Source organism: Kurthia senegalensis (assembly GCF_000285595.1).
Taxonomy (GTDB): domain Bacteria; phylum Bacillota; class Bacilli; order Bacillales_A; family Planococcaceae; genus Kurthia; species Kurthia senegalensis.
Genome location: NZ_HE611065.1, coordinates 123,812 through 139,582 on the forward strand (window position 1 = coordinate 123,812; position 15,771 = coordinate 139,582).

Annotated in this window: 16 protein-coding genes; all 16 read right to left on the reverse strand. The window is 38.2% G+C overall.

The window, feature by feature from the left end; translation table 11 throughout:
* Positions 1-773 (reverse strand): DNA repair protein RecO (gene recO / locus KSHG_RS16250; protein WP_010303371.1); only part of this gene is annotated, 773 nt, incomplete at its 3' end.
* 21 nt (positions 774-794) lie between these two features.
* Entirely contained in the window at positions 795-1,697 is a 903-nt protein-coding gene (era, locus tag KSHG_RS05970) for a GTPase Era (protein WP_010303374.1), read from the reverse strand.
* A gap of 15 nt (positions 1,698-1,712) precedes the next feature.
* Positions 1,713-2,063: a diacylglycerol kinase family protein gene (locus KSHG_RS05975; RefSeq protein WP_010303377.1), complete on the reverse strand. Its 351-nt coding sequence runs from the start codon at positions 2,061-2,063 to the stop codon at positions 1,713-1,715.
* On the reverse strand, positions 2,050-2,535 hold the full coding sequence (ybeY, locus tag KSHG_RS05980) for an rRNA maturation RNase YbeY (protein ID WP_010303379.1): 486 nt from the start codon (positions 2,533-2,535) through the stop codon (positions 2,050-2,052). Before ybeY ends, KSHG_RS05975 begins: the two co-directional genes overlap by 14 nt.
* 27 nt (positions 2,536-2,562) lie before the next feature.
* Positions 2,563-4,677 carry an HD family phosphohydrolase gene (locus KSHG_RS05985; protein WP_010303380.1) on the reverse strand — a complete coding sequence of 705 codons (2,115 nt, stop codon included), beginning with the start codon at positions 4,675-4,677 and terminating at the stop codon, positions 2,563-2,565.
* Positions 4,678-4,702: 25 nt separating this feature from the next.
* The gene (locus tag KSHG_RS05990) at positions 4,703-5,662 is read right to left on the reverse strand and encodes a PhoH family protein (RefSeq protein WP_010303382.1); all 960 of its coding nucleotides are present in this window, start codon (positions 5,660-5,662) and stop codon (positions 4,703-4,705) included.
* A gap of 627 nt (positions 5,663-6,289) precedes the next feature.
* Entirely contained in the window at positions 6,290-6,721 is a 432-nt protein-coding gene (locus tag KSHG_RS05995; RefSeq protein ID WP_010303384.1) for a hypothetical protein, read from the reverse strand.
* Positions 6,722-6,735: 14 nt separating this feature from the next.
* Positions 6,736-7,713, reverse strand: a complete 978-nt coding sequence (gene floA / locus KSHG_RS06000) for a flotillin-like protein FloA (RefSeq protein ID WP_010303387.1) — start codon at positions 7,711-7,713, stop codon at positions 6,736-6,738.
* Between the two features lie 13 nt (positions 7,714-7,726).
* A complete protein-coding gene (locus KSHG_RS06005) occupies positions 7,727-8,431 on the reverse strand; it encodes an NfeD family protein (protein WP_010303389.1) in 705 nt (234 codons plus the stop codon).
* A 65-nt stretch (positions 8,432-8,496) separates the two neighbouring features.
* On the reverse strand, positions 8,497-10,482 hold the full coding sequence (locus KSHG_RS06010; RefSeq protein WP_010303391.1) for an ABC1 kinase family protein: 1,986 nt from the start codon (positions 10,480-10,482) through the stop codon (positions 8,497-8,499).
* A 195-nt stretch (positions 10,483-10,677) separates the two neighbouring features.
* Positions 10,678-10,851 (reverse strand): 30S ribosomal protein S21, encoded by a 174-nt coding sequence (gene rpsU, locus KSHG_RS06015; protein ID WP_010303394.1) that lies wholly within the window; start codon positions 10,849-10,851, stop codon positions 10,678-10,680.
* Positions 10,852-10,988: 137 nt separating this feature from the next.
* Positions 10,989-11,657, reverse strand: coding sequence for a deoxyribose-phosphate aldolase (gene deoC, locus KSHG_RS06020; RefSeq protein ID WP_010303398.1), 669 nt, complete (start codon positions 11,655-11,657; stop codon positions 10,989-10,991).
* Between the two features lie 145 nt (positions 11,658-11,802).
* Positions 11,803-12,657 (reverse strand): N-acetylmuramoyl-L-alanine amidase family protein, encoded by an 855-nt coding sequence (locus KSHG_RS06025; RefSeq protein WP_010303400.1) that lies wholly within the window; start codon positions 12,655-12,657, stop codon positions 11,803-11,805.
* 145 nt (positions 12,658-12,802) lie between these two features.
* Positions 12,803-13,543: a 16S rRNA (uracil(1498)-N(3))-methyltransferase gene (locus KSHG_RS06030; protein ID WP_010303404.1), complete on the reverse strand. Its 741-nt coding sequence runs from the start codon at positions 13,541-13,543 to the stop codon at positions 12,803-12,805.
* 3 nt (positions 13,544-13,546) lie between these two features.
* On the reverse strand, positions 13,547-14,485 hold the full coding sequence (gene prmA, locus KSHG_RS06035; RefSeq protein WP_010303407.1) for a 50S ribosomal protein L11 methyltransferase: 939 nt from the start codon (positions 14,483-14,485) through the stop codon (positions 13,547-13,549).
* A gap of 18 nt (positions 14,486-14,503) precedes the next feature.
* A complete protein-coding gene (gene dnaJ / locus KSHG_RS06040) occupies positions 14,504-15,649 on the reverse strand; it encodes a molecular chaperone DnaJ (protein ID WP_010303412.1) in 1,146 nt (381 codons plus the stop codon).
* Positions 15,650-15,771: the final 122 nt, after the last annotated feature.

The following is a 15,771-nucleotide window of genomic DNA, read 5'->3' on the forward strand; positions in this document are numbered from 1 at the left end:
ACTCCTTTTTTTTTATCTTTTGAAAACAATAGAGGGGTACGCTCTAGCTGTTCAATAAATTTCTTCGATTTAAAACGCATCCCTGTTTGTTCTTCGTAGATCGTCGAAACGATATTCTTAATGAATTTTTTCGTTTCTTTTTTCAGTGTCAGTTCACCTAGCTGGTCAATTGGCATTAAATAAAACATGCGAATTAATTTTAGCTGTGTTGGTGTTAAACGAATAATATATGCATCTTGATGAAAACAACGATGGCACAAAAAGCCTCCTTGTGAGAACGAGAAAGCAAACTCTCCGTCCGTTGCGCCACAAGAAGCACATTGATGTAAAATCGGTTGAACACCTGTGTACGGTAGCATTTTCCATTCTACAAAAAGTGAAATCGCTTCTGGGTCATATCCTTCTTCTATCGCATGAAGTGCTTGTGATAAAACATCAAATGCGTATGAATCCGGTTGATCTTGTTCAACGAGACGATCGACGATTTCGACGATATAACTTGCGTAAGCCGTCGCTTCAATATCCGTCATCACATGGCGCATAGATTCCATCGCTTCCCCTTGTTGCAGCGTACCCATACCTCGTCCATGATGGACGATAAAAATACCGTGCATAAAAGGCTGGCATATACCTGCTAATCGACTAGAAGGCTTTTTCGCTCCTCTAGCCATCGCAGCAACTTTCCCCGCTTCTCTCGTCAAAAGAATCACGACTTTATTCGATTCACCATAAGGTCTCGTTTTCAAGACAATGCCTTCCCATTTATTCAGCAATTGTCACACTTCCCTTACCGATTAATATTCGTCATCACGGTAACCGTAGTCTCGTAATTGAGAAGAGCGGTCACGCCAATCTTTTTGCACTTTTACCCAAAGTTCTAAATACACTTTAGAACCTAATAAGTTTTCTATATCTTTACGTGCACGTGTACCAATTTCTTTCAACATCGCACCACGTTTACCGATTACGATCCCTTTTTGAGAATCACGTTCTACGATGATTGATGCCATTACACGCACTTTATCTGTTTCTTCATCACGACGAATTTTTTCAATTTCGACTGCAATTGAGTGTGGCACTTCATCGCGTGTTAAATGTAATGCTTTTTCACGAATCAATTCAGAAATGATGAAACGTTCTGGGTGATCCGTTACTTGATCTGCTGGATAGTATTGTGGACCTTCTGGTAAATATTTTTTCAGAGTGTTTAATAAGTTATCTACGTTATTCCCTTGTAGAGCAGAAATAGGGACGATTTCAGCAAAATCGTATTTCTCTTTATATTGGTCCACAATTTTTAAAATTTCTTCTGGGTGAATCGTATCGATTTTGTTAATGATTAAAAATACAGGTGTTTTCGATCCTTTTAACATTTCGATGACATATTCATCACCAGCGCCTAATTTTTGTTGTGCATTCACCATAAACATAATCGCATCAACTTCACGTAGCGCATTTTTTGAAACTTTTGACATGAATTCACCTAATTTATGTTTCGGTTTGTGAATCCCTGGTGTATCGATAAAGATCATTTGTGAATCGTCCATCGTTAAAACACCTTGTACTTTGTTTCGAGTTGTTTGTGGTTTGTCAGACATAATAGCAATTTTTTGTCCGATTACGCGATTTAAAAATGTAGATTTTCCTACATTTGGTCGGCCAATAATTGAAATAAAGCCTGATTTAAATTGTGACATGAATAATTTCCTCCGTTATAACCATTTTGGTAAAAAAATGAAACATGCGATGACCACAGCCGCAATCGCATAAATAAATACTGCGCCTGCTGCTATATCCTTCGCTGCTTTTGCTAATGGATGGTAGTCCGATGTGACGAGGTCAACAACTCTTTCTACTGCACTGTTCATCATTTCAAGCGCAAGCATTCCTGCAATAAGCATAATAATAATCACCCATTCAAGCAGTGATAATTTCGTTAAAAAACTAACAACTAGAACGACAATTGCCGCGATGATATCTACACGGAAATTTTGTTCTGCTGTCGCTTGTCTCATTCCGCTTAGTGCATAGCGGAACGAACGGATAAATTTAGTGACGTTCATTCATGTCGCGTGACAAGCCGTATGATTCTAAAATTTCATCTTGTTTACCAAACATGATTTTTTCATCTTCAGGGACCATATGATCATAACCTAGAACGTGTAGTAACCCATGAATCGCTAAAAAGCCGAGTTCACGTTCAAACGAGTGACCAAATTGTTCTGCTTGTTCACGTGTACGGTCAATTGAAATAATTACATCGCCTAAAATGCGTGGCATATCGTCTGCAACAATCGCTGTCTCGCCTTCACCAAGCTCTTCTAACGCGAAAGAAATAACATCTGTTGGTGCATCTTTATGACGGTATTCTTTGTTAATTTGGTGAATCGCTTCATTCGTTACAAACGTAACGGATAGCTCCGTGCCATCTTCTACTTCTTCCACTTTTGCAGCGTGTTGTAATAAACCTTCTACAAGTTCTAAATCTTTTTCTGTTACTTTTCCTGTTTCATCTAAAAAATCAATCGTTAACATAGGTGCCTCCTAAGCAATCCATAAGTCTTATTCGTTTGGCTCTGGATATTCAATACGTGAATGAAATGTTCCATTCAATGTTTCACAAAATACACGTTCAATAATATGCAATTCACGAATCGTCAAATCACATTCATTAAACTGCCCATCTTGTAACTTATCTTGCGCAATGGCGTGTACTAAATTTTTTATTTTTTCCGGTGTTGGTTCCTTCATCGACCGAACGGCTGCTTCCACACTATCTGCTACATTAATAATAGCAATTTCTTTCGTTTGTGGCTTCGGACCTTTGTATCGATAATCTTCTTCAACGACCGAAGCATCTTGCTGTTTAGCTTTATAATAGAAAAACTTCACCGACGTCGTTCCGTGATGTTGACGTGCTACATCAACGATTTCTTTCGGCATTTTGTACTTCTCTAAAATACGCGCACCATCTTCTGCATGAGCAATAATTATATCGCGAGATTTCTCTGGTGGCAAATGGTCGTGCGGATTTAAGCCATTTGTTTGGTTTTCAACGAAAAATCCAGGGTGTTTCGTCTTTCCAATATCATGATAATAGCATCCGACTCTCGCAAGTAATCCATCAGCGCCTACTTCCTCACATGCTGCTTCTGCTAAATTTGCAACCATCACACTATGATGATACGTCCCTGGTGCTTCCATTAAAATTTTCTTCAGTAACGGATGATTCGGATTCGATAATTCAATGAGTTTAAAACTTGTCAAAATACCGAATAACGTCTCAATGAACGGAAGTAAGCCGAGTGTTAACACACCTGACAACATCGCTGAAATAATCGCTGCCACGAAATAAAACATGAGTTCTCTCCACGTATAATCGGACTGTGTCATCAATAAATAAAATAAAATGAACAAACAATTAATAAGTGCAACGATCGAACTCGTTTGCATAATTTTTGAACGGTTATTTGCAAAGCGCACGAAATAAATCGCACTAAGACCACTCAAAATAACGTACAGAGCGATTTCCATTTGCAAGACAGTTGAGTACCCTTCTTGAAAAATAATACCACTTGATAGCCCTAATAAAACCGTAATTGCCACTGCAGTCCGCTCATTAACGAGCGTTCGTAGTAGCATCGCTGCGAGTGCCGCTGGGAATAAAAAGCCGATGAGTAAATCAAATTCATGGTCAACGACAGACAATAATTCCATCATGCCGATCATCGCGATATAGACGCCCGTCGAAATGAGTAAATCTCGCATTTTCAATTTAGACGGGCGATCTTTTTTCTGAATAAATAATACGTATAAAAACAACATTTCAATTACGACAAGAACGACTAAACCGAGAAGTGGTTTTTTAGATTGATGAGAAGATAGCATACCTGTCACTTCTAATTGACGATAAACATCTCGGTCAATAACTTCTCCTTCTTGAACGATAATTTGACCTTGTAAAATACGAGTCGGTGTTACAGCAAGTTCCGCTTCTTTTCTTTTTGCTTTCGTTGCTTCTTGATCGAGTAATTTATTCGGAACGATCGCAGAACGAGCAATTCGAATACTTACGTTTTTCAAACTTTCAGGAAAAGAATAACTCGTACGAATTGCGTTTCCAATTGATTCTCTTTCTTCCGCAACTTCCGATTCTATGACAGGTTCATCTAAAATCGTCGTTACTTTCTCGACGATCGTATCCCGTGCATAATTTAACTCTTTCACATTCGCTTGTAACAATATATTCAAATCATCATCGCTTAAGTCGACAATTTTCTCATCATTTGCTAATGATTTTTTCAGCGCGGCAAAGCGTTCTTTTTTTGCTTTTTTACTATCGCTCTCCGCCTCAATTTGCTTCGCATCTTGCACATAATCATAAATAGAGCGAACAATGGACGCTTGGTTCTTACTCATTTCTTCCGAGTATGTATAAACAGAAGCTACTGAATTAGCTGCTTCTTGTTGCTCTTGTTTCGTCTTTTCACTATCTTCTACCGTTTTGACAGATCGAATCGTCTCAGGCGAAACTTGAAACAACTTGACATTGTATTGTCGCTCTTGCACATTGTTTAGCATCATGCCATATTGTAATACTCCCGCAACGAGCAGTATAATGAGTAACCAAATTGAAAATGGTAACATGCGTAACATTTTTTGAATGATTGCTGTCATATTCATTTCCTCCATTCAAAACTGTTTAATCGATTGGTTCCTCGTATGCATTAATAATTTGAGCAACTAATGGATGTCGAACAATGTCTCCCGCTTCTAACCATTGGAATGAAATATCGGCAATATCTTTCAACCGATACTCGGCATTCGTTAAGCCTGACGGTACCCCTTTTGGTAAATCAATTTGCGTTTTATCTCCCGTAATAATCATTTTCGAACCAAAACCAAGGCGTGTTAAAAACATCTTCATTTGAGCTTTCGTCGTATTTTGAGCTTCATCTAAAATAACGAAAGCATCATCAAGCGTACGCCCACGCATATATGCAAGAGGCGCAATTTCAATCGTCCCTCGGTCGATGAGACGTGTCGTTTGCTCTAATCCTAATACATCATGAAGCGCATCGTAAAGAGGACGTAAATAAGGGTCTACTTTCTCTTTTAAATCTCCCGGTAAAAAACCGAGTGATTCTCCAGCCTCTACAGCGGGACGTGTCAAAATAATTCGTTTCACTTGTGCATTTTTTAACGCTTGTACCGCCATCACGACTGCTAAATATGTCTTCCCTGTCCCTGCTGGCCCAATCCCAAAAACTAAGTCGTGCTTTTGAATCGCACGAATATAATGGCGTTGTCCGATCGTTTTTGCACGAATCGCACGCCCTTTCGCCGTATGTGCAATCGCTTCATTATATAGTTCTGCGAAATACTCTATTTGATTTTTCTTCGATAATTCAATAGCAGATACGACATCGCGCTGATTAATTTGTATATTTTTACGAATAACACGGAGTAATTGATCAATTAGAGCTGTCGCTTTTTGAGACTGTTCTTCTGTCCCTACAACGACAATACTGTCGCCTCTCGTAATCATTTGAACTTGAAAAGCAGCTTCAATCAATTTTAAATTTCCATCGTTATTCCCTAGTAACATAATCGCTTCATTTGGATCTTTGAATGTAAGTTGCATCGGTTGCTGTTCTGTCATCACTATTCCCCTCAATCTAAAAGTAATTCCACTATTTGTTAACTTTACTTTAGCATTTACGTTCCGTCCGTGCAAAGCATTGTATGTAAAAACAAAAAGAGGCTCCGTCAAAACCTTTTTTTCATATGTGCACTTATATTGTTCTTTGTTTTTGGCGACGCTTTTCATGGGCACGGCTCCATCTTATTTTTTTCGTAAAATACGAAAAAAATGGATGTTCCACTCATGCAGTTCCAAAAGAAATCGCGCCATTCACTTGGAATAAACTCATTTTAAATAAATAAAAAGGTTCCTTTTGATAAAATAAAATTATTATACGAAACTAATCAAAGGAGACTTTCTCTGTTTAAAATGTATACTATGAATCAAATGATTTTACCTTTGGATTCAAAAAATCTCTACTCAACTTGAAGCAAGTGAAGCTATTTTAGGTTTCACACACTTTTCTGTTTAAGGAAAAGTGAACGTTAAAAAATAGGTCAAGCATTAATGTTTATAAACTTAAGATAGTACCGAATAAATTTGCAGATTCTCTACTTTTGAAAAAACGGATAAAAAAAATGACGCTGCCGATTGGCAGCGTCATTTTTTACGTTATGAGACATTATTTCCCGGTTTCTTTCTTCATTACTTTCTTTTTGCTTTCGGTGGACCTAAAATTTCTGCTACTAAAACCGCACGTCGTACGTCATCCGAGTTCGTGAATAATGGATGGCGCGCGCGCATAGGAGCCGCTGCTTGTTCTCGTTCCACTTTTTTGCTTACGTGCTCATTTCTTCTCGTTTGCATATCTTGTTTTTCAACAGCAACGAGCTGTTCTTTTTTCTCTTCAACTCGTTGTTCCACAACACGCTTTTGTTTTTGCACAGTCGGTGTAGGTTGTTGAAGTTCTCGCTCAGTTTGTTCTAATTTTTTCTTTAACTCGCCAAATACGTCCCCAATCCCTTTAGAAGGTGTTTTTGGTAATGGTTTCGTAGACGTTTTTTTGTCTTTCTTTCGATCGGCAGAAAAAAAGTAACTAAGTAATGAGATAATAATGAATATAATTAAACTCGTCATCAGTTAGACCCCCTTTACTTTTCGTTATGTGGTGGATCTACCTTACTTAAAGAATCACGCATAGATGTATCGGCTTGAATATTTTGATAATTCATATAATCCATAACACCTATGTTTCCTTTTTTGAATGCTTCTGCAAGCGCAAGTGGTACTTCTGCTTCTGCTTCTACTACTTTTGCTTTCATTTCTTGTACTTTTGCAACCATTTCTTGCTCGTTCGCTACAGCCATCGCACGACGTTCTTCCGCTTTCGCTTGTGCAATATTTTTATCTGCTTCCGCTTGTTCAATTTGCAATTCAGCACCGATATTTTTACCGATATCAACGTCCGCGATATCAATAGATAAAATTTCGAATGCTGTACCAGAATCTAACCCTTTTGATAAAACCGTTTGAGAAATCATATCTGGGTTTTCTAACACTTCTGTATGATGTTTAGCACTACCGATTGTTGAGACAATCCCTTCACCAACACGTGCGATAATCGTTTCTTCACCTGCACCACCAACTAAACGGTCGATGTTCGCACGTACTGTAATACGTGCTTTCGCTTTTACTTCAATCCCGTTCATCGCAACACCTGAAATAAATGGTGTTTCAATTACTTTTGGATTAACAGACATTTGTACCGCTTCTAATACGTCACGTCCTGCAAGGTCAATCGCTGCACAACGTTCAAATGTTAAGTCAATATTTGCGCGGTGTGCGGCAATTAATGCGTTTACGACACGGTCTACATTCCCCCCTGCAAGATAATGACTTTCAAGTTGGTTAATCGTTACAGGAATACCTGCTTTATGTGCTTTAATCAATGGATTCACAACACGTGATGGAATAACACGACGTAAGCGCATACCAATTAATGTGAAAATACTTACTTTTACGCCTGCTGCAAGTGCAGAAATCCACAATGCAACGGGAACAAAAGTGAAAATAATAGCCAGTACAATAAATAAAATAACAATACCGATAATCAATGGAACTGATAACATATCATTCACTCCTCTAAGCTTGTTTTGGTCGTACGACAATTCGTACGCCTTCTACTTCAATAATTTCTACTTCTGTATTGTTCGGAATAAAAGCTCCTTCCGAAACGACATCTAAACGCTCTCCTTCATACATTGCTGTACCTGAAGGTCTTAAAGGTGTAGCCGTAACAGCGACTTTCCCTAATAGCTCTGTCCGGTTCACATTTGATACGTAGCCGCTTTCCGTATCGGTTGAATCAGATAAAACCATCTTATTAAAGACGTTTAGCTTCTTACTGAAAAATTTCAACATAATCACCATCCCTGTAATCGCCACGCCTAATGCAATTAAAATTGAATAGAGCATTCCCATGAAAGAGGGAGCGACCATTAGTAAGCTACTTAACAATGCAGCAAATCCAATAATCCCAAGTATGCCACCAGGAACGACTATTTCTAAGGCTATGCAAAGAAAACCTGCTAATCCTATTATAACGGCTAGGAAAGTCAAACTTCCACCAAAAAAATAAATACTATAGACAGCTAAAATGGCTAATAAGTGTATAGAAAGGGGGACAATGATCGAAGCAGAAAAAAATACGTATACGAAAGACATACTTGCAATACAAAGAAGAATCGTTATAATCATTTGCGTCGGTTCAACTTTGTCAAAAAAATTCATTTGCATACAGCCATATACGACCAACATTGCCACAATAAGAACACTTAATTTTCTCATCTACTTTCCCCCTTTCTCACGCCCTCATACTACTTATACGGATGAATTGACTGAAAGTTTCAAAATTACTCAATTCTTTTTGAATATTTTAATGCTTGTACGGATAAACGAATGAGTATGACAGAACTTAAAAATAAACCGACATAAGCACCTGTATTTAAATACACCGCATACGGACTCGTCATATATTGCCCAATTGCAAGTAGCGCAACCGAAATAAAACCAAAAGTGACCGCGACGACGAGCAATATGAAAAGAGATGCCCAATGGTTTATGAACGTCGTAGTTTTTTTATCCGATAAAACGTCCATTTTAACGCGCATCTCGCCTTTTTCAAAATGTTGAATCACGCGCTCTGCTCGACGTGGCAAATCTCTAATTTGTGGAAGCAATAAAGCAACTTCTTGTGCGACAGTCGTTTTTAGATTTTCGGCGGATGCTGTCGGGATAAGTTCTTTTTTATGTTCAACAGAAAAACGTTTCGCTTCATTGAAAATATCAAATTGTGGATTGATTGAACTAAGCGTACCGTCCATTGTAATGAGCGCTCTTAAAGCAACACTTACCATCGGATATAACTTCAATTCATGTGCACGCATAATTTCAAATAAACGTTGGACGAGTTGTTCTGTCGAAATTTTAGAAACGAATTGAATGCTAATTAATAGTTGACTCAGTTCTTGTTCTAATTTCGCACGTTCTTTCAACTCACCGTCCGTTACTAAATTTTCAAGTCCGAGCGTCATAATTTTCGCATCATTCGTTGCAATCCCGATAAGCAATGTGCGCAATCCTTGATTTTGAATCGTTCCTAATCGACCGACCGCCCCAAAGTCTAAAAAGACTGGTTGTCCGTCTTTTTCAGCGATATAAACGTTTCCTGGATGCGGGTCTGCATGAAATACCCCTGCAACGAGTAATTGCTCTAAAAACGCTCTATACACTTTAGAGAGTACGTCTTCCATCTGTCCGTTCCGTTGTTCAATTAAATGGTCGGCTTGTGTAATCGGCACACCTTGAATATACTCCATCACTAAAATATGACGATTGCTATATTCCGCATACACTTTTGGAATGCGAATTTGTTCGTTCTGACCTTCTAACGCATTCGCAATTTGTTGCATATTTTGACGTTCAATATCAAAATTAATTTCTTCTCGTAAACTTCGTGCGAAACCAACAGCTAATTGGTGAAATCCTAAATTTTCAGCCCATGCGGACTCCTCTTCTAACCAAGCGGAAAAATGAATTAAAATATCTAAATCTTTATTCATAACGCGCGTCACTTCTGACCGTAATATTTTCACGACGACTTCTTCACCATTTTCTTTCAGTTGTGCGCGGTGTACTTGCCCAATCGAACCAGCAGCAAGCGGTTGTTCATTAAAATATTGGAATATGTTCGGTAGTTGATCATCTAATTGGTATTTCAAAATTTTCTCTACTTCTTCTACCGGCATCGGTTTAACATTTTGTTGAAGTTTCGAAAATTCCTCAATGAAAACTGTTGGTAAAATATCCGTTCTCGTAGACAAAACTTGTCCGAACTTAACGAAAATACCACCTGCATCTTCCATAATATTTCGTAAAATAATTGCGATGTACCGATCATTTTCGAAAGAACGTTTGTATTGTAATGCTTTCCCGATTCCTTGTTTAAACGCGATACGAAAAACTTGTGCAAAACGGCGATTTCGATAATAATTGCTTCTTGCTCTTACGAAAAAATTATCGCTATTTTCAGAAAAATCACTTTGTTGTTTCGGGTCAAACAATTCGAAAATCAAATAAAATAACATCGCAATAAAAAGCATACTGCCAAACCAAATAACTGTACTCGTATCTAGAAACTGATGAACGACATCTCGTTCTAAGTAATTGCTATGTCTAAAATAGGAATACCACATAACAACTGTTGTGAGTGCGACACTCATAACAGTTGAAAAGAAACGTTTGAAAAAATTCAATTTCGTTCCAAGTAATCTTCCACTTATTATATAAACAAATAAACTCATAATTAGTAATTGTACTACTGTGAACACAATTGACATCGTAACCACCTCTTCTTTATTTAACCATATTCTATGAACGGTTACATAATTAAAACCACCTTCACCGAACAATAGTAAATTGTCCTTTTACATAAATAAAAAGACCTGAAGAATAAATTCTTCAGGTCTTACTGCAATTTTATTGAATCATGATAGTGCGTGTTTATGAACGTAGGGATTGTCTAGGAATGGAAATTACCACTTACGTTTACGAGCAGCTTCTGATTTCTTTTTGCGTTTTACGCTTGGTTTTTCATAAAATTCGCGTTTTCTGACCTCTTGAATAGTACCGCTTTTAGAAACAGTACGTTTGAAGCGACGAAGAGCATCTTCAATCGATTCGTTTTTTCTAACGACAGTTTTTGTCATCTCTTTCCCCTCCCTCCGAACACACATCAACACAACATGAATATATTCATATCGTCGTGTACTAAATTAGTATATATTAAAAAACTTTCGAGGTCAATAGTTTCATAAAATTTATATTGAAATAATATTTAACCGTATTAATAGTCTGAATCTGCGCTTAAACCTTGCATAATTTTCACACCTGAACTAGCGCCGATTCTAGTCGCTCCTGCTGCGATCATTGCTTTTAAATCTTCTACAGAGCGAACACCACCAGATGCTTTAACACCTAAGTCTGCACCTACTGTTTTACGCATTAAAGCCACGTCTTCTGGCGTCGCTCCACCTGTTGAAAATCCAGTAGAAGTTTTCACGTAATCTAGACCTGCTTCCACAGCTAATTCACATGCTTTTACTTTCTCTTCATCTGTTAATAAACATGTTTCGATAATAACTTTTACAAGCGTTCCATTTGCTGCTTGAACGACTGCTTTCATGTCATTTAAAACCGTTTCATAGTCTTTTTCTTTAAGCGCACCGATATTAATAACCATATCAATTTCCCCAGCGCCTTTTTCAATCGCATCTTTCGTTTCAAATGCTTTCACTGCAGTAGTTGAAGCCCCTAATGGGAAACCAATTACCGTACAAACTTTTGAAACTGCACCATCCAATTCTTTAGCTGCTGTTTCAATCCATGTTGGGTTCACGCAAACAGAAGCAAAACCGTATTGTTTCGCTTCTGCACAAAGTGCAACAATTTGGTCTTTCGTTGCTTCTGGTTTCAATAAAGTGTGATCGATGTATGATGCATAATTTTCTGTCATGAAAAAAACTCCTTTAAATTATAAGATGTACGTACCTTTTTCAAGCATAGCATGAAGCAAAATAAAGTTAAAGCAAAATTGTTTTGTCTACGCATTAAAAAAGACGAGGATCTGAACCTCGCCTTTGACTTTTACAATTTATTTATCACTTTGCTTTCGGCACACCTTTTGCAATCCATTTTGCTAGTTCATTCAAATAAATCGCATTCGACATTTTTTTATCATCTTTTACATTAGATAAGAAGCCTAACTGAATCGAGATGGACGGTGCTGTAGACCAATTAAAAACTGTATTCTCGTTGCGGTAAAAGATCCCCTTTTCAAAAACACGATCTTCTTTCGAGACAGCACGCAATACACCTACTGCTAACTTTTCACTCTCTTTATATTTCTTTAGTGTGACCGCTTGCTTCGCTGGAGTAGCTACGTAAAAACCACGTCGAGTAGATTCACTAGCATCTGCATGAAGCGTCATCACATACGTCGCCTGCTTTTCATTAGCTACTAAAGCTCTCTCTTTGTTCGAAAGCTGGACGTCTTGTTTCGTTCTCGTCAAAACGACTTCATAGCCTTTTTTTTCAAGTTCCTTTTGTAATCTTTTTGCAAACTGCAACGTCACAATCGATTCTTTTTTCTTCGTATTTATTCCGATTGCACTTGGAAGTTGCTTAGCACGCTGTTTGTCTGATTTTGGAGAAATGTTTTCTTTCGTTAAATCAGCATTTTTTTGATGCCCTGGATCTAAAATAATTATCGGTTTCCTTTGCATTACTTTTTGTTTCTTTTGTTTGTGCGAAGGTTTTTCAAGTCGTTCTAGTTGTTCAGGCTTTTTCGATGGCTGATTTACTTTTTTCGGTATCACTACTACTTCTTCTTTTGTCTCAACAGCTGGTTGTTTCAACTGGCTAATCGCTTCTTTCGTTTGTTCTGTAGAAAAAAGAACGAAGAGAAGTGGAAACAGTACACTGCAAACGACTAAAACGATTGGAATTTTCTTCATTATGCACCCACTCCTTACTTGAAAGTATAACGTAATTCATTATTTTATGCATAAAAAAGGGAATTTTATCCGTTCATACGTCTTATATACATCGATAAGGTCCAATAAAAAAGGATTTCATAATTAAATGAAATCCTTTTTTACATTATTCAAACTCGTACGAAATAGCAGCTAGCATATAGAGAGGTGCTGTTTCAGCACGTAAAATACGTGGACCTAGCGACGTTGTAATAGCACCCGCTTCACGCAATTTTTCTGCCTCTACTCGATCAATACCGCCCTCGGGACCAAAGATGACTAGCATCGATTGACAATCCACTGTTTTTTTCAACTTATCGACCAATCTCGTTCTCTCAGCAATTTTAGCATCCTCTTCATCTGCTACGAATACGACATCGTATTGTGCACAAGATTGTACTAATTGTGCAAAGGAAATAGCTGATGAGATAACTGGTATGTGTGTTCGATGAGATTGTTCTGCAGCTTCTTTAGCAATCTTTTGTAATCTTTCGGTCTTTTTAGCACCTTTTTTCGCATCCCACTTCACGATAGAACGGGCTGCATCAAAAGGAATCATACTATGCATGCCTAGTTCCGTTCCTTTTTGAACGATTAAATCTAGTTTATCACCTTTTGGCAATCCACAAGCAATCGTTACTTGAATCGGAAGTTCTGGCGATGGAATCGTCTTCCCTGTTTGCTTCACGAGCACATCTTGTTCTTCGAATGCGTGTATTTCACAAATATGTGCTTCTTTTTCTTGCTCTACGACGATTAATTGTTCGCCTTCACGCATACGCATCACTCTGGAAATATGACGGGCATCATCACCCGTTAAACGGGCTTTTCCATTTTGAAATGCATCGTTTAAAAAATATCTTTGCATACGTTACACCGGTTTACGAGAAACCAGCGTCACCCAGTCTTCCATCATCATTACTTCTTCAATCACGAAGCCCGCATTCGTCAATGATTGTTTCACATCTTCTTTTTTCGTTTCGATAATGCCCGATGTAATGAAAAGACCACCATTTTTAACGACCTTAAAGGCATCGTCTGTAAAGGTCATAATAATTTCGGCTAAAATATTCGCAACAACGATGTCCGCTGGTTCTTTTACTGTATCTAGTAAATCGCCTTCCACGACATCAATGCCTGAAATATGATTTAATTCAATATTTTCAATTGCTGATTTCACCGCAATTGGATCTAAATCTAGTGCATGAACATGTTTAGCGCCGAGCATTGCTGATGCAATTGCTAATACGCCTGAACCAGTCCCAACATCCGTCACAGTCATATCAGCTTTTACGTATTTTTCTAACGCTTGTAAGCTCATAACTGTCGTAGGATGCGTCCCTGTACCAAATGCCATACCTGGATCTAGTTCAATCATTAATTCATCGCTCTCAACAGGTTCATAATTCTCCCATGTTGGTACGATTGTAAAGCGATTTGAAATTTTCACTGGGTGATAATATTGTTTCCAAGCTGTAGACCAATCTTGTTCATCTACCTCTGAAATTGTTACTTTATTTTCACCGAGTTGAATATCAAATTTCGCAAGATTATTGATTGCAAGTTTAATTTCCTCAACATTTTCGACTAAAAAACTTGAAACAGGTAAGTATGCTTTCAAAATCACGCCATCATTTGGAAAATCTTCTCGGTCAAGTGCATATATTTCGCCATAAACGTCTTCACGTTGTTTATCAAAATCTTGGGAGTCTTCAATAACTACCCCACTTGCACCTGCTTCATGTAAAATATTCGAAATAGCGTCTACCGCTTCTTCTGTCGTGTGAACGGATAACTCTGACCACTTCACTTGCAATCAACTCCTAAATTAGTCTTTTAAATCATTAATTTTGCGTTTAATTTTATCGAATAATGAGCTACCTTGTTCTTCTGGAATGTCCCCAGAAATCTCCGCAAATTCACGCAGTAATTCTTTTTGTTTAGCATTTAATTTTTTCGGTGTAATCACTTTTACGATAATATGTTGGTCTCCTTGTCCATAACCTTGAACATTTTTAACCCCTTTACCGCGTAGACGGAAACGATCTCCTGATTGTGTACCTGCTGGAATTTTCATCTTCACTTTCCCGTGAACAGTCGGTACTTCAATTTCATCGCCAAGCGCCGCTTGTGCAAACGTCGTAGGTAGTTCGTAATAAATATCATCGCCATCACGTTCAAATTTATCGCTTTGGCGTACGCGAACTGTCACATATAAATCGCCGTAAGGACCGCCATTTAAGCCGGCTTCACCTTTACCTGAAACGCGAATAGTTTGGCCGTTATCAATCCCTGCTGGAATAGACACTTTGATTTTTTTACGTTTTTTCGTCGTACCTGCACCGTGGCAAGTATCACATTTATCTTTAATAACAGAACCTGTACCACCACATACTTTACAAGTGCGACGGCTACTCATTTGACCAAGTGGTGTATTGATTGTTTCATTCACTTGACCTGCACCGTGACAGTTGCCACATGTATCTTTAGACGTTCCTGGTTTCGCACCTGAACCGTGACACGTTTCGCACGTTTCGTCACGCACAAGTTCTAATTCTTTCTCGACACCGAACACAGCATCTTCAAAAGCGATAATAATTGTTTGCTCTAAATCGGCACCTTTACGTGGTGCATTCGGATCACGACGTCGACCGCCGCCTCCACCACCGAAGAATGAACTAAAGATGTCTTCAAAGCCACCGAAGTCGCCGCCTCCGCCGAAGCCACCAAAACCGCCTCCACCGAAACCTTGCTGTGCACCTGCATGACCATATTGATCGTATTGTGCGCGTTTTTGTTCATCGCTTAACACTTCATATGCTTCTGCAATTTCTTTAAATTTTTCATCCGCACCGGCTTCTTTATTAATATCTGGGTGATATTGTTTTGAAAGTTTACGGTATGCTTTTTTTATTTCTGCTTGAGTAGCTGACTTCTCTACTCCTAACACTTCATAATAATCACGTTTTTCCATTATATCTTTCAACTCCGCTCTATTTCACATAAATAGTATTGTATCATGTTTTGCCCATTCCTAACATATAGAAAAAGGGACTGCCCAATAAGTCACAACCATTGTTACTCTGAGCAGCAACG

Coding starts and splice junctions, on each gene's coding strand:
- KSHG_RS06025 (WP_010303400.1), bottom strand. CDS start 12,657: ATGAAGAAAATTCCAATCGTTTTAGTCGTTTGCAGTGTACTGTTTCCA.
- deoC (WP_010303398.1), bottom strand. CDS start 11,657: ATGACAGAAAATTATGCATCATACATCGATCACACTTTATTGAAACCA.
- floA (WP_010303387.1), bottom strand. CDS start 7,713: ATGTTATCAGTTCCATTGATTATCGGTATTGTTATTTTATTTATTGTA.
- KSHG_RS05990 (WP_010303382.1), bottom strand. CDS start 5,662: ATGACAGAACAGCAACCGATGCAACTTACATTCAAAGATCCAAATGAA.
- KSHG_RS05985 (WP_010303380.1), bottom strand. CDS start 4,677: ATGACAGCAATCATTCAAAAAATGTTACGCATGTTACCATTTTCAATT.
- ybeY (WP_010303379.1), bottom strand. CDS start 2,535: ATGTTAACGATTGATTTTTTAGATGAAACAGGAAAAGTAACAGAAAAA.
- KSHG_RS05995 (WP_010303384.1), bottom strand. CDS start 6,721: ATGACGAGTTTAATTATATTCATTATTATCTCATTACTTAGTTACTTT.
- KSHG_RS06010 (WP_010303391.1), bottom strand. CDS start 10,482: ATGTCAATTGTGTTCACAGTAGTACAATTACTAATTATGAGTTTATTT.
- dnaJ (WP_010303412.1), bottom strand. CDS start 15,649: ATGGAAAAACGTGATTATTATGAAGTGTTAGGAGTAGAGAAGTCAGCT.
- KSHG_RS06005 (WP_010303389.1), bottom strand. CDS start 8,431: ATGAGAAAATTAAGTGTTCTTATTGTGGCAATGTTGGTCGTATATGGC.
- rpsU (WP_010303394.1), bottom strand. CDS start 10,851: ATGACAAAAACTGTCGTTAGAAAAAACGAATCGATTGAAGATGCTCTT.
- era (WP_010303374.1), bottom strand. CDS start 1,697: ATGTCACAATTTAAATCAGGCTTTATTTCAATTATTGGCCGACCAAAT.
- KSHG_RS06030 (WP_010303404.1), bottom strand. CDS start 13,543: ATGCAAAGATATTTTTTAAACGATGCATTTCAAAATGGAAAAGCCCGT.
- KSHG_RS05975 (WP_010303377.1), bottom strand. CDS start 2,063: ATGAACGTCACTAAATTTATCCGTTCGTTCCGCTATGCACTAAGCGGA.